Raw genomic sequence first — 17,901 nt, 5'->3', positions numbered from 1 at the left:
GATCATATATGTATTTAATAGGCTTTGGGCTGTTGTGGTTCACAAGCTCAACCTTCATTCTACTCGGGTGAGGGTTTTTGTTATAGTATGGTGGATATTTCCTCTAGTATAATGAAAATGGGTAGTCGTCCTATCTGTAGATTAGATAGATTCTATCCATATATTAATGGATGAGGAGTGTCAGGACATGTCCATACATCAGATAGGTCACAAAGTGTCTTTTGCAGATATACAAACGAAGTTGCCTCAGGAAAGTTGGATGTACACTCAGAATGAATCGCACAACGGTGAATTTGAAGCCGAGGAGGTATGGTTACATTCTGGTGATCTTCATATCAGCGAACTGTTGTTGGATGAAGGACCTTTTTTGATCTTGGTTGAAGGGAATCTGACAGTGGATCGTTATATTGGAAATACAAGTTCCGACGCGGCCAGTTCAAATCTGGTTGTACTTGGGAATCTCATAACGCCCTATATGATCGTGGGTGGGCAGGAAATATATATTACAGGTAATCTCTATGTGGAGGATATGTTCTGGGGGGATTATAACCATGGAGAATTGACAGTGAGAGGGAATGTAGAAGGTGGATTGTTGGTAAGTACCGAGCAATATACGATTCAGGTTCAAGGACAGTGTAATGTGAAGCGTCAGCTTGAAGAATGGGAGGATCTCGGACCATGGCGGGGCTTTGACATGTTGGCGTTATTGGTTCCTGAATGTGTGATTGATGAAGATACAGATCCGTTTCCTTGGCGAGAAGAAATGTTAAAGAGGCTGCAGCAGGGACAACCTGTAATCAACCGAAAGTACATTCATGCTTATGAATCAGAGCCAGATGTGCCGGATTGTTTCGAAGATCATCGGGTTACCGCAGAGAACATAGAGCGTCTTACTCACCCATCTTTGTTACCTGTAAGAGAGGACGATGAGTTACTGAACAGCTATGAATTTTGGTTGGACGAGCAATTTTGCCGAGTATCGGTCTATGGAGATGAGCAGACGGAGGGGTATTTCCGCAGTCTGTATTTTCAGGATGATCATAACTGTGCATTGTTGCTTAAGATGGAGCCAGCAGATCAAGGTTCCAACTCTCCTAATAAACATATCGTACAACCGGGTGAACCTGTCTGGATGATCTCAGGAGCATATCGTTATCTGCACAATGAGAATTCGGAATGGAACGTATTTTCGGAGAACTCACCTGCTGATATTCAACAGTTAAGCGAGCAAGGATGGAGCACCTTGTTGCAGTCTGTATCGAATTATCAATATGCCCGTTCCTTAATTTCGAACCAACTGATCCATGAGTTATTAGCACTGCCTGTTGTGGAGCCATATGACGATTATTATGATGATGATCGGCACGGACTGTGGATTGGAGAGTTATATTTTGCATTTCGACAAGCAGGTCAGATGTCTAATGGTGTTCCCCGGCCAGCCATGCTTCGTATTGGAAGAGAGTATGTGGATGCTCAAGGGGAGACGCAGGTGGAGAAATACTATTATACCCTGCACCAACATGCGGACGGCTCGGAAAGTGTGTTGATTGAATACTCGGCTCAGACGGACGAGGATGAGGAAGAAGAACCGTTGTTGCTTGAACTTCATTATATAGGCGGCTCTCAATTACTACATGCCGTTCAATTGCTCGAACGTGGACGCCAAGTGCTCATTCAAGCAAATGAAGATCTACTGAATGGAGAGCCACCGTACGCTGCTGAATCATTTGCGAAGCGATTCTGGAAATCCAAAGGATATCTGAAATGAACAAAACAACCTTCACCTCGTTTGCAGAGGGAAGGTTGTTTTTATTTCGTATTTGTTTTTTTCGATGGTTGCTATGTTAGGGCATGCTACTTAACCATACTGGGCTTGATGCAGTCGGCTGTACGAGCCTTTACGCGCGAGCAGTTCTTCATGACTTCCTTGTTCGGCTACGCTACCGTTCTCCACCACGACGATGCGATCGGCGTGTCTGATGGTCGCCAATCGATGGGCAATCACCAATGTTGTACGTCCCTGAGCCAGCTCGGATAAGGCTAGTTGAATGGCAGCTTCCGTCTCGGTGTCGAGTGCGGAGGTGGCTTCATCCAGAATGAGGATAGGCGGGTTCTTCAGGATCATTCTGGCGATGGATAGACGTTGCTTCTGTCCGCCAGAGAGTTTCACGCCACGTTCACCGATCATGGTGTCCAGTCCATCTGGCTGGGATTGTACCAGTTCTTCCAGTTGGGCCCGGCGAATGGCTTGCCAGATTTCTTCATCGGAAGCATTTAGCTTGCCGTATGCAATATTTTCACGAATCGTTCCGTCAAACAGGAAAATATCCTGCTGCACAATCCCGATATGGGAGCGCAGTGATTCCAGGGTCATTTCCTTCACCGGAATGCCATCAATGGAGATATGTCCCGCATCCACATCGTAGAAACGTGGGATCAGACTGCATAACGTCGTTTTGCCCCCTCCTGAAGGTCCAACCAGAGCGACTGTCTGGCCAGCCTGAACATTAAGGTTGACCTCAGACAGCGTGGGTTTATGTTCTCCATAAGAAAAGGTGACGTTATGGAAGGCAATATCGCCTTTCACATCCGAAATGGGTTTTGCCTGTGGTGTATCTTCTACATCCGGCACGGCCTCAAGCAGCTCCAGATAACGTCTGAAACCGGCGATGCCTTTGGGATACGTCTCAATGACGGAGTTAATCTTCTCGATCGGTCCGAGGAATACATTGGACAGCATTACAAAAGCGATGAACTCCCCGTAAGTCATACTTCCTTGAATGACAAACCATGTTCCACATACCAGTACAAACAGGGATACAAATTTCATCAGAATGAAGCTAAGTGAAGAGTTCCAGGCCATAATGCGGTAGGTAATTAGTTTGGTGAGTCTGAAACGTTCGTTATTCTCAACGAAACGGCCTACTTCATGCTTTTCATTGGCAAAAGCCTGTACCACACGAATGCCGCTCACATTGTTCTCTACCCGTGCATTATAATCGGCGATATCTGCAAACATGCGCTTGAACGCCTTGGACATTTTGCGACTGAAATACAGCGACAGGTAGATCATCAGCGGAACAATGATGAACGTCATCACAGCGAGCTGCCAGTTGATTCCCAGCATAATACCGAAAGCTCCGGCGAGTGTCATGAAGGCAATGAATAAGTCCTCGGGTCCGTGATGCGCGATCTCACCAATATCCATCAGATCGTTGGTCATACGGGAGACCAGGTGCCCGGTCTTATTATTGTCGAAGAAGCGGAAAGACTGTTTCTGCACACGTGTGAACAGTTCTCTACGCATATCGGATTCGATGTTAATACCGAGCTTATGGCCCCAATAGGTGACTGCATAATGGAAAAAGGAACTGAGCAGGTAGATGCCGAGCAACCCGACACATGCCGCCAAGATCATGGACCAATTTCCAGCCGGAAGCAGTTGATCGACTACCCGGTTAACGGCAAGTGGAAAGGCCAGCTCCAGCAGCGCGGCGGCGATGGCACAGGAGAAGTCTAATATAAAGAGCCTTTTGTAAGGACGATAATAAGACATGAAACGGCGAAGCATATGTAAGTCCTCCTTGATATGACACAAATGCCCGAGCAGGCTTATCAGCCTATCCGGACACCTGTATTCATGCTTATGTTATTTGCGATTTTGCTCGGCACGTTCTACGATCATATCGGCGAATTCTTCAGCCTGACCTTGAATCGCAATCGGGTCAAAGTACCAGTAACGGTCTTCCAGTAATTCGTACACCTGATTGTTTTTCACAGCGGGCAGGGATTGCCAGATGGAGTCGCCTTGGTAATTTTTATTGTTCTCTCCAACGGTTAAGAAGATATGATCCCCTGCATAATCACCAACAACTTCACGCGAGATCTCTTTCCATTGGGTATCACCCATCAGTTCTTTTTTTGTGATTTCGAGTGGGGCAAGTTGCAAAGCACTGTAGACCGCTTGTCCTCCTCGACCAAAATTGTCTCCATATCCATAATAACTCTTGTCGGATACTTCAAGGATGGAGAAGGTTTCCTCCGGTTTGATGACGGTTTTCACCTTAGCACGAGCGGCTTCAATCCGTTCATCGTACGTTTTCAGCCAGGCTTCGGCTGCTTCGGATTTGTTCATCAGCTCTCCGAATCCCCGAATTTCGTCATGTACATTGGTGAATGTACCATAAGGAATCACTACGGTAGGTGCGATCTTTTGATAACTCTCAATTTCGCTGGCCTGGTCGGAGTAGGTAATGATCAGATCTGGGTTCATGGCAATGACCTTCTCCATCGATACCGCTGCCCGATCACCGATACTTTCAATGCCCTCCACCTGATCTGCATAGAACGGGTTTTCCAAATAATATTGAACAGCACCAACAGGTTTCACACCCAGTGCAAGCAGATCACTTACGTACATATCCGTCACGATCCGTTTGGGTTCAGCCGGAATTTCAACATCCCCGCTTAATGACTTGTAGATTCGCGTAGCATTCGAATTGTCCGAACCGGACGATGTGTCTGTTTTCGTCTCGGAAGAGGCTGTTGTCGTTTCGCTTCCCGCTGCCGATGTCTGTTCGGTGGCAGTGGAGCCTGTTCCGCTGCTACAAGCAGCCAGAATCATAATGATGGCGAGCATAAGCAGCAAGCCGGAAGAGCGTTTTTTTGCAGCAAACATATCCTTGTTCCCCCTATATATAATCAATAATGATTATTATTCTCATTAATAACATAGAGGAAGATGTGAGTTTTGTACATGGACAACTATGATCACTATCGCATGGACAATTATGATGTCAGGTGATGCATGATATGCTGCAATTGCTCCATAACGGACAAGGGATCAAATCCGTAGAACATGTCGGCATCAATCTCGTATACACGTCCTTCACGAACGGCGGATAGGGTGCCCCAGGATTCCTGATTCAGCAAGTTATCCAACATTTCTCGTTCGGCAGGTTCCTCAGGAAAGGCGATAAACATGTGATCTGCAGCATACAAGTGAATCTCAGACAATGGAACATGAACGTATCCCGTAAGTAACTGCCCATCCTGCTCCATCCGTGAAGGTGGGGTGAAGCCCAGCGATTGATACAGTACATGAGAAGCTCTGCCCCAGCCATGACCATAGATATAAGCGCCGTCCTCTCCGATCATAAACATGCAAACGGCGGACCCGCGTGTCCCTTCCATCCATTGATTCAACGTATGATTGGCTTCCTGCTCAAGTTGATGATAACGATCTAATAACATCTGTGCATTGGACTCAAGCCCGGTAATTCGTCCCAGATGAAGAAGCTGCTCCTGCCAATCGAGTTCCTCAAATGGCATCAGAATGGTCGGTGCAATCAGACGTAGTTCGTCAGAAGCGGGATGCGGTGCATACCCGACAATGACATCGGGCTGAGCGTGTGCAATCAGATCCAGATGATTAATAAGTACATGCTCAGAGTACTGTTTGAATGAGCTAGGTCCAAGCTCTTTCGGCTCCATCCATTCTGCCACGGCACCTAGATGAGGGATATGGCCGAGCGCAAGCAGGGATGCGGTGTAGTTGTAAGTAAGGCTTGCGATTTTTTTTGGTGTTTTTCGGTAAAGTGTTGGTGCACAACCTACCGTTTGTTTGAATTTGCGACTCAGATAGAAGGTGTCTCTGTAACCCGTCACCTGCGCGAGTTCCTGCATGGTGGGGTTCCCGAGCAGTAGATGTTCCTGAGCCATTCGGATCCTTAGCCGGGTAACGTACTCCACGAATGTAAGTCCGGTGTGCTTTTTGAATTCTCTTGAAAAATGCTCCGGGCTTACATTAACCTCCCTCGCTAATTGCTCCCGGGTAAGGGGATGGGCAACCCTCTCATGAATGTGTGCGATCACAAAGTCCAACCATGAATGATCTTCATGAGCTAGGCGCATAGCGTGATCACGTAATGTATCCAACAATTGATAGAACAACGCATGAGGTTTGAATGGGCCTGCCTCTGCGCTTCTGGAACAAGCCAGAATTAATTCAGATGCGATCTCGGCAATCGCACGATTTGTCATGGTCGTGGGAGATCCAAACGGCCAGAGGGGTTCAGCGTTATCGGCTAAAACAAAGTCAAAGATTATGGCAATGCCTTGAACTGGAGAGAGTGAACCGCGTTTGCTTTCATGATGAAGCCAGGTCCCCGCCTGACGCACAGCAGCCGAGCCGGTACTCACCGTTAATGGTCCATGTACACTAATCAGTCTTGCCTGTCCCGAGGTAATGACATAGAGAACGTGCTTGTTGCTCCATAGCTCATCTATATAAGAGAAGGATTCCCGATCGTGGAACCGAATCAGATGACACAGCCTAAACATTGCCGGAGGAATAGAGCGAGTTTCCTGCAAGGGCAAAGACTGGGGTGCGAGATGCTTATGGACATGTTGTTTCGAATTGCTCATAACATAACGGTCTCCTTATGTAAGGTTGGATTAACATTAATTAATATGATGTAAATAATCAATAGATCGTAAGCTCATAAGAGGTTGTATAATCGAACAGAACCAATAATTAATAAAGTAGATTATCAAGTTAAGATTAATGTTGAACCTGCATTGTTTCATCTCAGAGTAATAATGGCATAAAAGTATAGTGGGCGAGCCGGTGCTACTAGAATTCATTGGTGATTCAAGGAGGTTAGAGTACATGAATGCATTTAAAATAATCTTATCAGTCATTTATATTATTACATGTATAACTATTATTTGGTTTAGTAACATGGAATCACCAACTAAATATATCGTTTTAATTGTCCTATTAATTTTATATGTAACGATATCAAAGATATACGAAAATAAGAAGCGTAATAATTGATATCATTATCTCAAACGCTCCCCTAGCGGGGGACTTTTGTATGTTAGAAATAAATTGGTAACTGTTTATCCAACGTGAAGCCACAGATAATATCGGGTCAGATTCGTGTGCGTGTGAAAAAATGAAAAAAAGAGGTTGAAATCGCTATCAACACCGACTATAATAAAAATGTCGAAACGTTTCAATCTGGCGTTTACTGCCAGTTTCATTGTGTTAGGCACAAACTGTTCAGGGGGCGTCAGATTGAAAGACGTGTCATGACCATCACGAATGGTATGGTTTGGAACGGGACGCATTCAACCGTGGTCCCATAAGGATGGGAACGAGGATTTTTTTTGAGAACACCTCGAAACGTTTCGATTGACATCCATCGCTATGATATGTACAAAGATAATAAACGATAATGAAGGATTTAGTGGTTGTTCTAACCATGTATCGTATAAAATGTAGATAACCTTAGAATTTGTCTTAGTTTAGAAGGAGCGAACGTGGAATGGCAACGATTAAGGATGTGGCAAAGCTGGCAGGTGTAGCACTCTCGACTGCTTCCTATGCGCTGAGCGGGGATAGCAAGGTTAGTGCGAAGACCAAGGCTAAAGTGCTTGAGGCAGCACGAGAACTGAATTACCGCAAGAACGGCTTTGCCATGGACCTGAAACGGAGCCGGACAAACACGATCGCTTTGATCCTGACCGATCTGTCGGGCCCGTATTACTCGGAGTTGATCCGTAGTGTACAGGATGTAGCCCTCGCGAACGGGTATGACCTGATTGCGTGCAGCTCCATGGGTGGACGGGACTCAACGGCAGTGCGATTTTTGCGTGAAAAAAGAGTAGATGGAGCCATCATCCTGGCGCATAACATCCATGATGATATTCTGGTGGAATCTGCCGGTCATCGTTTTCCGATCATTGTGATGGATCGTCAGCTGTCGAGTGACCATTTGGTCAACGTGCTGGTGGATGGAGAGCAGGGCGGTTACCTTGCAACCCGCCACCTCATCCAGGCTGGACATCAGAAGATTGCTTATATCAGTGGCCCATCCAACTCGTATGACAACGCGCTCCGTTACCAAGGGTATCTGCGAGCGATGCGGGAAGCGGGACTTGAAGAAAAGTCCAAATGGCGTCTGAACGGTAACTTTGTGCGTGAGGGCGGATACAGTGCAACCAAGATGATGATCATGCAGGGCGAGCTTCCCTCAGCGGTATTTTACGGTAACGATGAGATGGCGATTGGTGGCCTGAAAGCATTGGAAGAGCGTGGTATATCGGTACCGAATGATATTTCCGTGATCGGTTTTGACGATATTCAGTTGTCCGAATACGTGCATCCACCGCTGACAACGATACGCCAGCCGAAGCATGAAGCCGGGTCGCTCGCCGGACATCTGTTATTCCAGATGCTCAATGGCGAAGCGGTTGACCCTTCATATACGTTAACGATTAATATGATCGAGCGCAGCTCTGTACGTTCGGTTTAGACCGAGTCTGAACAACAAAGAACTGCCTGCATGCTGGAAGTAAAAGTTTAATGATGGGGTTATCGTCCGGACGGGCTGTAAAAAGCCGGTTTGAAGAGGCCCCTATTCTTTTTCAAATTTATCGAAACGTTTCGATTTTAACTAATTCAAGGAGTGAACCTTATGACAACGATGATTAATGAACCGATCCGCTTAAGTGCCGGGGAGTTATCCTTTACCTTTTTGAACAGTGGAGACCTGTACCAAGCTACATCCGGTACAACGATGTTGAACCAGTTGCTCAGCAACCAGATTGATGGATCTTTGAACAACCTGTACCTGCGTGTGCATGAGGGAGAGAAAATCAGCTCGTTCCCGTTGCTCGGTGTACGTTCGAACAGCAAGGTGATTACAAGCAAGGCACAATCCAGCAACCAGTTGATCTGGGAGGGTACAGTCCAGCTGGAAGGTAATGAACAAGGCATTGGCTATCAGGTCGTATTTACGGCTACAACGCAAGGTGTCTGGTTCTGGGATGTGAAGCTCACAGGACAACAACATAACGTAGACGTGGTGTACGGACAGGATGTAGGTCTTGCTGATCCAGGTGCGGTACGCAGCAATGAAGCTTATCTGTCACAATACATTGACCATACGGTTTTTGAAGATGAAGCGAAAGGTTATGTCGTTTGTTCCCGTCAAAACCAGCCTCAGGGCGGTGCATTTCCGTATATGCAGCAAGGTTCCCTGACGAAAGCAGTCGGTTATTCCACAGATGGATTCCAATTCTTCGGTCTGTCGTACAAGGAAACGAATCAACCAGAGAGCTTGAATCGCCCAACGCTGGCGAATGAGACGTATCAGTATGAATTTGCCTATACCGCTTTGCAATCGGAACTGCTGAATCTGAACGGAGAGGCTCAGGTGGTCTTCTACGGACTGGCGAAGCCTAATCATGCCGAAGGAATCTCTGCCCTGGAATTCGGAGATGAAGTTACAGCAGCTTGGAATGAAGTACAGGCTAAGACTATAGAAAACGGTGACACGTTGGAACAGGTGAAACTGTCCTCCTTCCTGGGTGAACCTCTGGTTACACTTGATCTGACACAAGATGAGATTCATGATCTGTTCCCTGATCGTCATCAGGAAGAGCGCAGTGGCGAGGAATTGTTATCCTTCTTCACAGGCAGCTATGAGCATATCGTTCTGAAAGCAAAAGAACTGCTTGTGGAGCGTCCACACGGTCATATTCTGATGAGTGGTGGCAACGTGCAACTTGGGGCACAGGTTATTACAACGACATCGTATATGTACGGTATTTTCAACTCACAACTCGTTATTGGGAACACCAATTTTAATAAAATGATCAGTAATGCCCGCAATGCCTTGAACGTGCCGAAGACGGCTGGACAACGCATCTATGTGGAAATGGACGGACAATATCGTCTGCTGACAATGCCATCCCTGTTCGAGATTGGCTTCAACTATGCACGCTGGATCTACAAAACCGAATCCGACACGATCATCGTGACCAATTACACAGGGGCTAATACGACGGAAGTAAGCATGAACGTACGCTCCACAAGTGGTACGGCATACCGTTACCTGGTAACGAACCAAATTACGATGAATGTCAATGAGTACGAGTATCCGCTGCATATGACGCAGGATGGCGATACTTTGATCTTCAAGGCTGATCCACAAGCGATTAGTGCAGGAACGTACCCAGATCTGCAATACCACATGTCGGTGGACGGCGCAGCTGTGAATGTAGGGGACGAAACGTTGCTGGCAAGTGGTATCCGCAGTGGTTCTGCATCACTGGTTACGCTTAGTCTGGAAGCAAGTGCTGAATGGACGCTGAAGGTACAAGGGGTATTGGAAGGCCAAGCGGACAGCGGAGTGGTAGCAGGTTCAAGCCTGACATTTGAAGAGGAAGTGCAGGCATACCGCGAGTTCTTCGCAGGTGTGATGAACGGGTTCCGTTTGTCCCGTGGAGAAGGTCAGCGTGCAGAGGATCTGTTCAAAGTAAATGCGCTGGCTTGGTGGTACACCCACAACATGCTGGTTCACTACTCTGTGCCTCACGGTTTGGAACAGTACGGCGGCGCGGCTTGGGGTACACGGGATGTGTGCCAAGGTCCGGTGGAGTACTTTATGGCAACGCAAAAATATGAGCAAGTTCGCGATATCATCAAAATGGTCTACACCCACCAATACGAAGATGATGGCAACTGGCCGCAATGGTTCATGTTTGATAAATACTTTGCGATTCAACAGGAAGAGAGCCATGGCGACATCATCGTATGGCCGTTGAAAGTATTGGCGGATTACCTGACAGCGACTCGCGATTATGCGATTCTGGATGAGAAAGTACCTTATACCGTCAAGCATAGCTTCGGGTTCACGGAAGAGACGGCAACGGTACTGGATCACGCGAAAAAAGAGATCGAATATATCCGTTCGCACTTCCTGTATGATACGTTCCTGTCTTCCTACGGAGATGGCGACTGGGATGATACACTTCAACCAGCCAATGCGCAGCTCAAGCAATACATGGTGAGCAGTTGGACGGTGGCATTGACGTATCAGTCCGTGAACGTGCTCTCGCAAGCGCTAAAATTCAAGGATGCGGACTTTGCACAGGAGCTTGACGTGTTGGCTCAAGGCATTCGTGAGGACTTTAACCGTTACATGCTGGGCACAGATGTGATTCCAGGCTTTGTATACATGGAAGAAGCCGACCAAGCGAAGCTGATGCTCCACCCAACAGACACAGAGACAGGCATTCAATACCGCCTGTTGCCAATGACGCGCAGTATGATCGGTGAATTGCTAAATGCGGAGCAAGCAGAATCGCATTATGCCTTGATCCGTGAGCAGTTCCTATGCCCGGATGGCGTGCGTCTGATGAATCGTCCAGCTCAATATGCTGGTGGTGTAAGCACACACTTCAAACGTGCAGAGCAAGCGTCCAACTTCGGACGTGAGATTGGTTTGCAATATGTGCACGCCCATATCCGTTACGTGGAAGCGATGGCGAAGCTCGGTAAGACAGATCAGGTGTGGAATGGTCTCGCGATGATCAACCCGGTTGGTATCGGCGAGGTTGTACCTAACGCGGAGATTCGCCAAGCGAACTCATACTTCAGTAGTTCGGACGGCAAGTTTAATACGCGTTACGAGGCTCAGGAGCATTTTGACCAGCTTCGTAAAGGGACTGTACAAGTGAAAGGCGGATGGAGAATCTACTCCAGCGGCCCTGGAATCTACATGAACCAGCTGATCTCCAATGCACTTGGCATTCGTCAAGAGGGCGGCGATCTGGTCATTGACCCGGTATTGCCAGCTGAGCTGAACGGCATGCAATTCGAATTTGAGTATGCGGGTGAGCCAGTGACGTTCATATATCACTTGAACGAAGGTGCTGTGAGCCGTGTAGCGGTGAATGGCAAGGACATTCGCACCGAGCGTACAGCGAACCGTTACCGTCAGGGCGGTGTAAGCATCTCGCTTGATGAGTTCAGACAAGCACGCAGTGCAACTGAGCGTACGGTTGTTGATATTTATATGTAATTTCGTAGCATGATGTACACCAAGGTCATCCTCCTTTACTCAAGGCGGGATGGCCTTTTTGGCATATGCTCATGGTTGCTCACCGCAGGGGAACAGCCAGCAACGTATGCAGCAGCTCATTATGTCGCACATGTTTTGTGACGTAGCCCTGCTGCTCCAGCCAGCGGCATAGCTCATCCAGCAGAGGGAAGTGACGCTCGCGCAAGGCACGCAGCTGTTCCTCGTGTCCTGTCGTTTCAGCCTGGCGAATATAGTTTTCACGATGAGTCGCATTAACAAACATTAGATCCGTTAGACCGATACGTCCGCGCGAGGTTAATACCCGCTGCATCTCCTGTAAGGCCAGTAGTTGCTGATCTGGACTCAGATGATGGAAAGCAAAGCTGGACACGACAAAGTCGAAGGACTGATCGGCAAAAGGCAGCGCCAGGAAATTACCAAGTTTCACATGCATCTCGGGATATTTGATACGACATCTGCGTAGCATCTCCCGGGATTGGTCGATTGCAGTCATGTCTGCGCCGTGCTGTAGCAGTTTCCCAGCCAAATTACCTGTGCCTGTACCAATATCGAGTCCTTTCTCACCAAGGGCGGGAGAGATCCAATGAGCTGTCTGTTCGAGCGCTTCGTCATAGTTGTGATACAGATAAAAGGAAGACTGTACCGTATCATTGGAATCGCTCGGCGTGGAATGATCTGTATCCTGATGTGGATGTGCAACTTCATTCTCATCGCTTATAGGCGAGGCGTTGGCCGAATGATGCCTGTCCTCTGAATTGGGGTGTTCAGTAGTGACTCTGCCTTCTGCCTGCACTCGCTGATCGTGGATGGCTGCCTGGGTATCATAATTCCACCGATCATGCCAGTTCTGCCGGGCTTCACGCAGACGCCGCGCACTGTCCGCGAGATCGTGCAGATGGCTGACATCCAGCGGTCCGTCCTGACGATTCAGGTCAATCATGCGCTGGGTTGTATCCATCATACGTTTGAGCTCAATCCACTGGGCATACATGACGGCCTGTTGCAGTTCCAGATATTCTTCCAGCCGCTGCTGGTTTCCTTGATCAATCTCTCCGAGCGCATGTGTAATATCCTGTAGCGACATGCCAATCTCACGCAGCGCAGCAATGGTCTGAAGCCGCCAGATATCATTCTCAGTGTATGTGCGATAACCGTTACTGGACTGTTTGGCAGGTAGAATTAATCCTTTTTCTTCATAAAAACGAATGGCTCTCGCCGATATACCAAGCCTGCTTGCTGCCTCTTTGATATTCATCATGCATCCCCTCCTTATCGAATCAGTATAAACTATGACGTTACGGCAAGGTTAAGTGTTTATTTCATTTTTTTGAATGGTAAAGATCGAATTTCGTTCATCATCGAGTGGAATTTTAGTCAAAGCTGAGGCTATGCTACAATATATAGAGCGAATATATGTAAACAGTGAAGCAAACGAACAATGTATTTCTAAGTTTCTCAAATTTCTTAACTTTCCCGACGTTGTAATGCACAGCGTTGTCGACTATAGCACGAAAGGTTGAATCATTATGCTTACCAGCCATACATTTACGATTCGTCCATCCGAGATTAAAGATGCAGCCCAGCTAATGGAGTTGGATGCCCTGGTATGGGACAAATACACCTCTCCTGCACCGATGCATTGGCGTTCCAGACAGCACTATCTGCAGCATTGCCCGCCAGGCAGTCAATTGATTGCAGTGCAGGGAGAGCGGGTATGTGGTTATGTGGGCTTTCAGCCAGCCACAGGTATGCCGGTCAACCGTCATGTCTACGAGATTCATATTGCGGTTCATCCTCATGATCGACGTTGTGGCATTGCTACTGCTTTGATGGATGCCATCAAGCAGCATGCGGCCCAACAAGGAGTTCGCAAGCTCAGGCTGCGCGTACTTTCCAGCAATCCGGGAGCCATCACGTTTTATACCCAGTGTGGATTTGTGACGGAAGGCAGGCTGGTGTCCGAGTTTTATATCGGAGACAAGTATGTGGACGATATTTTTATGGGTTATTTTATCCAGACCAAATAGAAACTAGCTGAGGAGGAGGAACAACGATGGACATGGGACTTCAAGGAAAAAAAGCACTGGTGCTGGCTTCCAGTCGCGGACTGGGCAAAGCGGTAGCCGCTCAATTGGCAGCAGAAGGTGCTGACGTCATGCTTGCCAGCCGGAGTGAAGAAAAGCTCGCAGCAGTGAAGCAGGAGCTTCTGGCGCTAGGTGGTGGGGGACGTGTGGAATATTGTGCAACCGATGTGACACGCAAGGAAGATATTGAGGCTCTGATTGGCAAGACAGCGGAGTTGTTCGGGCAGATTGATATTCTGGTGAACAATTCGGGAGGTCCGCCATCGGGTTCATTTGAGTCACTGACGGATGAAGATTGGGAACGGGCATTTGAATTAAATGTGCTCAGCTATGTAAGGCTGATTCGTGGTGCACTTCCTTATATGAAAGAACGCGGAGGACACATTGTCAATATCGCTTCAACTTCGGTGAAGCAGCCCATTCCGGGTCTGGTGTTGTCCAATACGTTCCGTACCGGCGTGTTTGGATTGGCGAAGACCTTGTCTCAAGAGCTGGCTCCATACGGAATTTTGATCAACACGGTAGCGCCGGGGCGTATTGCAACAGACCGCATTCGTGAGCTGGATGCAGCACGGGCAGAGCAGAACGGAATTAGTGAGGAAGAGGTATCTGACCAATTCCGTAAAGAGATTCCACTAGGACGTTACGGTCAACCGGAGGAGTTTGCCAAAGCGGTGGTCTTCCTGTTATCCGGGGCCAATACGTATATTACCGGAACCTCATTGATCGTGGATGGTGGCATGGTCCGAGCCCTATAAAAGTCATGAATACAATAAAATACCCTCTGTCACCACATTCCGTGGAGATAGAGGGTATTTATTGTATTCCGATATGTTGGGAGAGATCACTCCGATTCATTATGTAGGCGAATTAGCGCAAGAGTTCCCATTCATGCTGAAGCATGCCGTACACCGCATGGTTCACGTAACCTTTAGGCAGTTTCTCTGCCTGACGAATTACACCCTCGAGAACAAATCCAAGTCTTTCAGGGATAGCGCGACTCCGTTTGTTGTTTGTTGCCGAGCGAATCTCGACGCGATTCAGATCCAGGGTCACCAGAGCATAATCAACCAGAACGCGACAAGCGCTTGTCATCAAGCCCTGACCCTCAAAACCTTTGCCAAGCCAGTATCCGATGCTTACCGAGCGGTTGGTCCAGTTAATCTCGTGGAATCCAATAACGCCGGCTAGATCCCCTTTTGACCATACTCCGGCGGTGAATCCGCCATTTTCGGCACCTTGTTTTAACGCGTTGGTAATAAAGTTCGAGGTGTGTTCCACTTCTGTCACATGATCCACCCACGGCAACCAATGTCTCAGTTGATCCCGCGAACGATCCGTCAGTTCGAACAGCGGTTTGGTATGTTCCATGGCGAGTGGCCGGAGTTCGGTATATTCATCCAATGAATAGGTAAACATGAATGCAACCTTCTTTCTTTGTATAGTATGGGTTTATTTTGTAGTGGATTAACGGGAAGTCTTGGGTAACTTTTGCTCCAGTGCAAACAGGTCTTCTTCCATTGAGGCCATGCGTTGATTGACCGTTGTGCGTGCGTCACGGAGTGCCTGATTATATATGTAGGGAGCGAGCTGTGTCATGAACAGGTCGAGGACACCCCAAGCGGCCAGATCGCCAAGTTCTTCGCCACGTTCCTCTTCGAAATACGACTGAATGGTGCGAATGGCTTCATCCTGCTGTTCTTTGGTCAGTTTAAGCGAGTTCAATGGAATGGGAAACCCTCCCTTTAATTTGGTTTTACTATCATGCTACATGATTCGAGCGAACCCGTCAAAATGGTTTAGGGCCTATTTATGCACGGTTGATCCTGACTTTGGTGCCGTTCTTTATTGAACTCCTCCCCCGTTAAAGGTATATTTAAATGAAACGCGTACGAAACTTTCCAAGAAAATAGATTTTTTCAGGAAATGACTTCGTTATTAAGGAATTATAGCCGGAATTGCAGCAATTCCCGAAGGCTCCAATCCATTCATGAAAGGTTTGATACCTGTGGACAATCGTACAACCCCACCTAACTTTATCAAAAATATTATTACCGAAGATCTCCGGTCTGGGAAAGTCCAGGAAGTTATTACCCGTTTTCCTCCGGAACCGAACGGTTATCTGCATATCGGCCATGCCAAGGCGATCTGGATTAACTTTACGCTGGGCGGCGAATTTGGCGGTAAAACGAACCTGCGCTTTGATGACACGAATCCGGTCAAGGAAGATGTGGAGTACGTTCAATCGATTCAGGAAGACGTGAAATGGCTCGGATACGAGTGGAACGAGAAACGTTTTGCCTCGGATTATTTTGATGAGATGTACAACCGTGCTGTCTTGTTGATTAAAAAAGGTAAAGCCTACATCGACGACCAAAGCGCCGACGAAATCCGTGAAATGCGCGGAACGCTGACGGAGCCGGGTAAGAACAGCCCGTACCGTGATCGTTCGGTGGAAGAGAATCTCGACCTGTTCACACGTATGCGTGCAGGCGAATTCAAGAACGGAGAGAAAGTGCTGCGTGCCAAGATTGATATGTCTGCACCGAACATCAATCTGCGCGATCCGGTTATTTACCGGATTTCACATGCACACCATCATAACACGGGTGACAAATGGTGTATCTATCCAATGTACGCCTTTGCTCACCCGCTCGAAGATGCAATTGAAGGTGTGACGCACTCTCTCTGTTCCCTGGAGTTTGAGGATCAACGTCCATTCTACGATTGGGTTATTGCCGAGTGTGAGATGGAGAACAAACCGCATCAATATGAATTTGGTCGCCTGAATCTGTCCCAGATGGTAACAAGCAAGCGGAAGCTGAAACTGCTCGTGGATGAAGGACATGTGGATGGATGGGATGATCCACGTATGCCAACAATTTCGGGTCTGCGCCGCCGGGGTTATACACCGGAAGCTATTCGTGATTTTGTATATGAGACAGGCATTTCCAAAAACTATGGAGTTATCGACCTGCAAACGCTGGAGCATTTTGTCCGTGAAGACCTGAAACTGAAAGCTCCACGCACGATGGCTGTCCTGCACCCGCTCAAAGTGGTTATTACCAACTACCCTGAAGGGCAAGTGGAATGGCTTGAAGCAGAGAACAATGTGGAGAACCCAGAGATGGGTAATCGCCAAATTCCGTTCTCCCGTGAGATTTATATTGAACAAGACGATTTCATGGAAAATCCGCCGAACAAATATTTCCGTTTGTTCCCTGGCAACGAAGTTCGTCTGAAACATGCATACTTCATCAAATGTAACGATGTGATCAAAGATGCAGAAGGCAATGTGACTGAGATTCATTGTACCTATGATGTGGAGACAAAGAGCGGCAGTGGCTTCACTGGTCGTAAAGTCAAAGGAACAATCCACTGGGTAGAAGCGACTCAAGCGGTACCTGCTGAATTCCGTCTATATGAGCCGTTGATCCTGGATGAAGCACCGGAGGCAGAGGTGGAAGTGGCAGTAGCTGGGGCTGAAACTGAGGTTGTGGAAGAGCAACCGGAGAAAACGTTCCTGGATCAACTGAACCCGAACTCCCTTGAGATTGTTAACGGGTTTGTGGAGCAAGAGATGAAGGAAGCGAACGCTCAGGATAAATTCCAATTCTTCCGTCACGGTTACTTCAGTGTAGATCCGAAACATTCCGAGCCAGGACGTCCGGTATTTAACCGGGTCGTATCCCTGAAAAGCTCGTTCCAACTGCCGAAGGTGTAATGTGGTTGGATAAAATTTATGGCCTGTTCGTCAGAGTGCGGGTAAGCAGCCAAGTTATAAGTTAAAGGGAGGGCATCCTTCGTCATGATCATGGCGAAGGATGCCCTTTTGTTTTTCTGGATATAGTCAGGTTCATTTTAGACTTAGTAATACAATTCCACATGAGCATGAGCTGAGGCCATAGATGTACGTATGA

The 17,901-nt window shown here is 47.6% G+C and carries 12 protein-coding genes; 6 read left to right on the top strand and 6 right to left on the bottom strand.

The features are described 5' to 3' along the window. The first annotated feature begins 187 nt into the window (after positions 1–187). Positions 188–1,768 (top strand): hypothetical protein, encoded by a 1,581-nt coding sequence (locus F0220_RS27775; protein ID WP_105600191.1) that lies wholly within the window; start codon positions 188–190, stop codon positions 1,766–1,768. 90 nt (positions 1,769–1,858) lie between these two features. On the opposite strand, the gene F0220_RS27770 is transcribed toward F0220_RS27775, so the two are convergent. The 3 genes from F0220_RS27770 to F0220_RS27760 all read right to left on the bottom strand — a co-directional run bounded on the left by F0220_RS27770 (position 1,859) and on the right by F0220_RS27760 (position 6,426). Further along, entirely contained in the window at positions 1,859–3,571 is a 1,713-nt protein-coding gene (locus F0220_RS27770) for an ABC transporter ATP-binding protein (RefSeq protein ID WP_105600190.1), read from the bottom strand. A gap of 78 nt (positions 3,572–3,649) precedes the next feature. Continuing rightward, entirely contained in the window at positions 3,650–4,678 is a 1,029-nt protein-coding gene (locus tag F0220_RS27765) for an ABC transporter substrate-binding protein (protein ID WP_091012840.1), read from the bottom strand. A gap of 110 nt (positions 4,679–4,788) precedes the next feature. Beyond that, positions 4,789–6,426, bottom strand: a complete 1,638-nt coding sequence (locus F0220_RS27760) for an ABC transporter substrate-binding protein (protein ID WP_091012841.1) — start codon at positions 6,424–6,426, stop codon at positions 4,789–4,791. A gap of 905 nt (positions 6,427–7,331) precedes the next feature. Here F0220_RS27760 and F0220_RS27755 point away from each other — a divergent pair. Then, positions 7,332–8,321, top strand: coding sequence for a LacI family DNA-binding transcriptional regulator (locus F0220_RS27755; RefSeq protein WP_091012843.1), 990 nt, complete (start codon positions 7,332–7,334; stop codon positions 8,319–8,321). Positions 8,322–8,483: 162 nt separating this feature from the next. Further along, positions 8,484–11,876 (top strand): GH36-type glycosyl hydrolase domain-containing protein, encoded by a 3,393-nt coding sequence (locus tag F0220_RS27750; protein ID WP_105600188.1) that lies wholly within the window; start codon positions 8,484–8,486, stop codon positions 11,874–11,876. A gap of 79 nt (positions 11,877–11,955) precedes the next feature. Here the strand turns inward: F0220_RS27750 and F0220_RS27745 are convergent, their stop codons facing one another. After that, on the bottom strand, positions 11,956–13,155 hold the full coding sequence (locus F0220_RS27745; protein ID WP_105600187.1) for a methyltransferase domain-containing protein: 1,200 nt from the start codon (positions 13,153–13,155) through the stop codon (positions 11,956–11,958). A gap of 268 nt (positions 13,156–13,423) precedes the next feature. Between F0220_RS27745 and F0220_RS27740 the strand changes: the two genes are divergently transcribed. Together F0220_RS27740 and F0220_RS27735 are read left to right on the top strand one after the other, a co-directional pair. Further along, on the top strand, positions 13,424–13,924 hold the full coding sequence (locus tag F0220_RS27740) for a GNAT family N-acetyltransferase (RefSeq protein WP_105600185.1): 501 nt from the start codon (positions 13,424–13,426) through the stop codon (positions 13,922–13,924). Positions 13,925–13,950: 26 nt separating this feature from the next. Continuing rightward, a complete protein-coding gene (locus F0220_RS27735; RefSeq protein ID WP_091012847.1) occupies positions 13,951–14,739 on the top strand; it encodes an SDR family oxidoreductase in 789 nt (262 codons plus the stop codon). 112 nt (positions 14,740–14,851) lie between these two features. Here the strand turns inward: F0220_RS27735 and F0220_RS27730 are convergent, their stop codons facing one another. Next, complete coding sequence (locus F0220_RS27730) at positions 14,852–15,400, bottom strand: GNAT family N-acetyltransferase (RefSeq protein ID WP_036612698.1); 549 nt, start codon at positions 15,398–15,400, stop codon at positions 14,852–14,854. 48 nt (positions 15,401–15,448) lie between these two features. Then, on the bottom strand, positions 15,449–15,706 hold the full coding sequence (locus F0220_RS27725; protein WP_091012850.1) for a DUF2164 domain-containing protein: 258 nt from the start codon (positions 15,704–15,706) through the stop codon (positions 15,449–15,451). Positions 15,707–15,971: 265 nt separating this feature from the next. Between F0220_RS27725 and F0220_RS27720 the strand changes: the two genes are divergently transcribed. Continuing rightward, positions 15,972–17,705, top strand: a complete 1,734-nt coding sequence (locus tag F0220_RS27720) for a glutamine--tRNA ligase/YqeY domain fusion protein (protein WP_105600183.1) — start codon at positions 15,972–15,974, stop codon at positions 17,703–17,705. Positions 17,706–17,901 lie beyond the last annotated feature (196 nt).

Origin of the sequence: Paenibacillus sp. 37 (assembly GCF_008386395.1) — a bacterium.
Lineage (GTDB): Bacteria > Bacillota > Bacilli > Paenibacillales > Paenibacillaceae > Paenibacillus > Paenibacillus amylolyticus_B.
The sequence above is the reverse complement of the archived record's forward strand: the minus strand, read 5'-3'. Positions and strand labels throughout refer to the sequence as shown.

Coding starts and splice junctions, on each gene's coding strand:
- F0220_RS27775 (WP_105600191.1), top strand. CDS start 188: ATGTCCATACATCAGATAGGTCACAAAGTGTCTTTTGCAGATATACAA.
- F0220_RS27770 (WP_105600190.1), bottom strand. CDS start 3,571: ATGCTTCGCCGTTTCATGTCTTATTATCGTCCTTACAAAAGGCTCTTT.
- F0220_RS27765 (WP_091012840.1), bottom strand. CDS start 4,678: ATGTTTGCTGCAAAAAAACGCTCTTCCGGCTTGCTGCTTATGCTCGCC.
- F0220_RS27760 (WP_091012841.1), bottom strand. CDS start 6,426: ATGAGCAATTCGAAACAACATGTCCATAAGCATCTCGCACCCCAGTCT.
- F0220_RS27755 (WP_091012843.1), top strand. CDS start 7,332: ATGGCAACGATTAAGGATGTGGCAAAGCTGGCAGGTGTAGCACTCTCG.
- F0220_RS27750 (WP_105600188.1), top strand. CDS start 8,484: ATGACAACGATGATTAATGAACCGATCCGCTTAAGTGCCGGGGAGTTA.
- F0220_RS27745 (WP_105600187.1), bottom strand. CDS start 13,155: ATGATGAATATCAAAGAGGCAGCAAGCAGGCTTGGTATATCGGCGAGA.
- F0220_RS27740 (WP_105600185.1), top strand. CDS start 13,424: ATGCTTACCAGCCATACATTTACGATTCGTCCATCCGAGATTAAAGAT.
- F0220_RS27735 (WP_091012847.1), top strand. CDS start 13,951: ATGGACATGGGACTTCAAGGAAAAAAAGCACTGGTGCTGGCTTCCAGT.
- F0220_RS27730 (WP_036612698.1), bottom strand. CDS start 15,400: ATGTTTACCTATTCATTGGATGAATATACCGAACTCCGGCCACTCGCC.
- F0220_RS27720 (WP_105600183.1), top strand. CDS start 15,972: ATGAAAGGTTTGATACCTGTGGACAATCGTACAACCCCACCTAACTTT.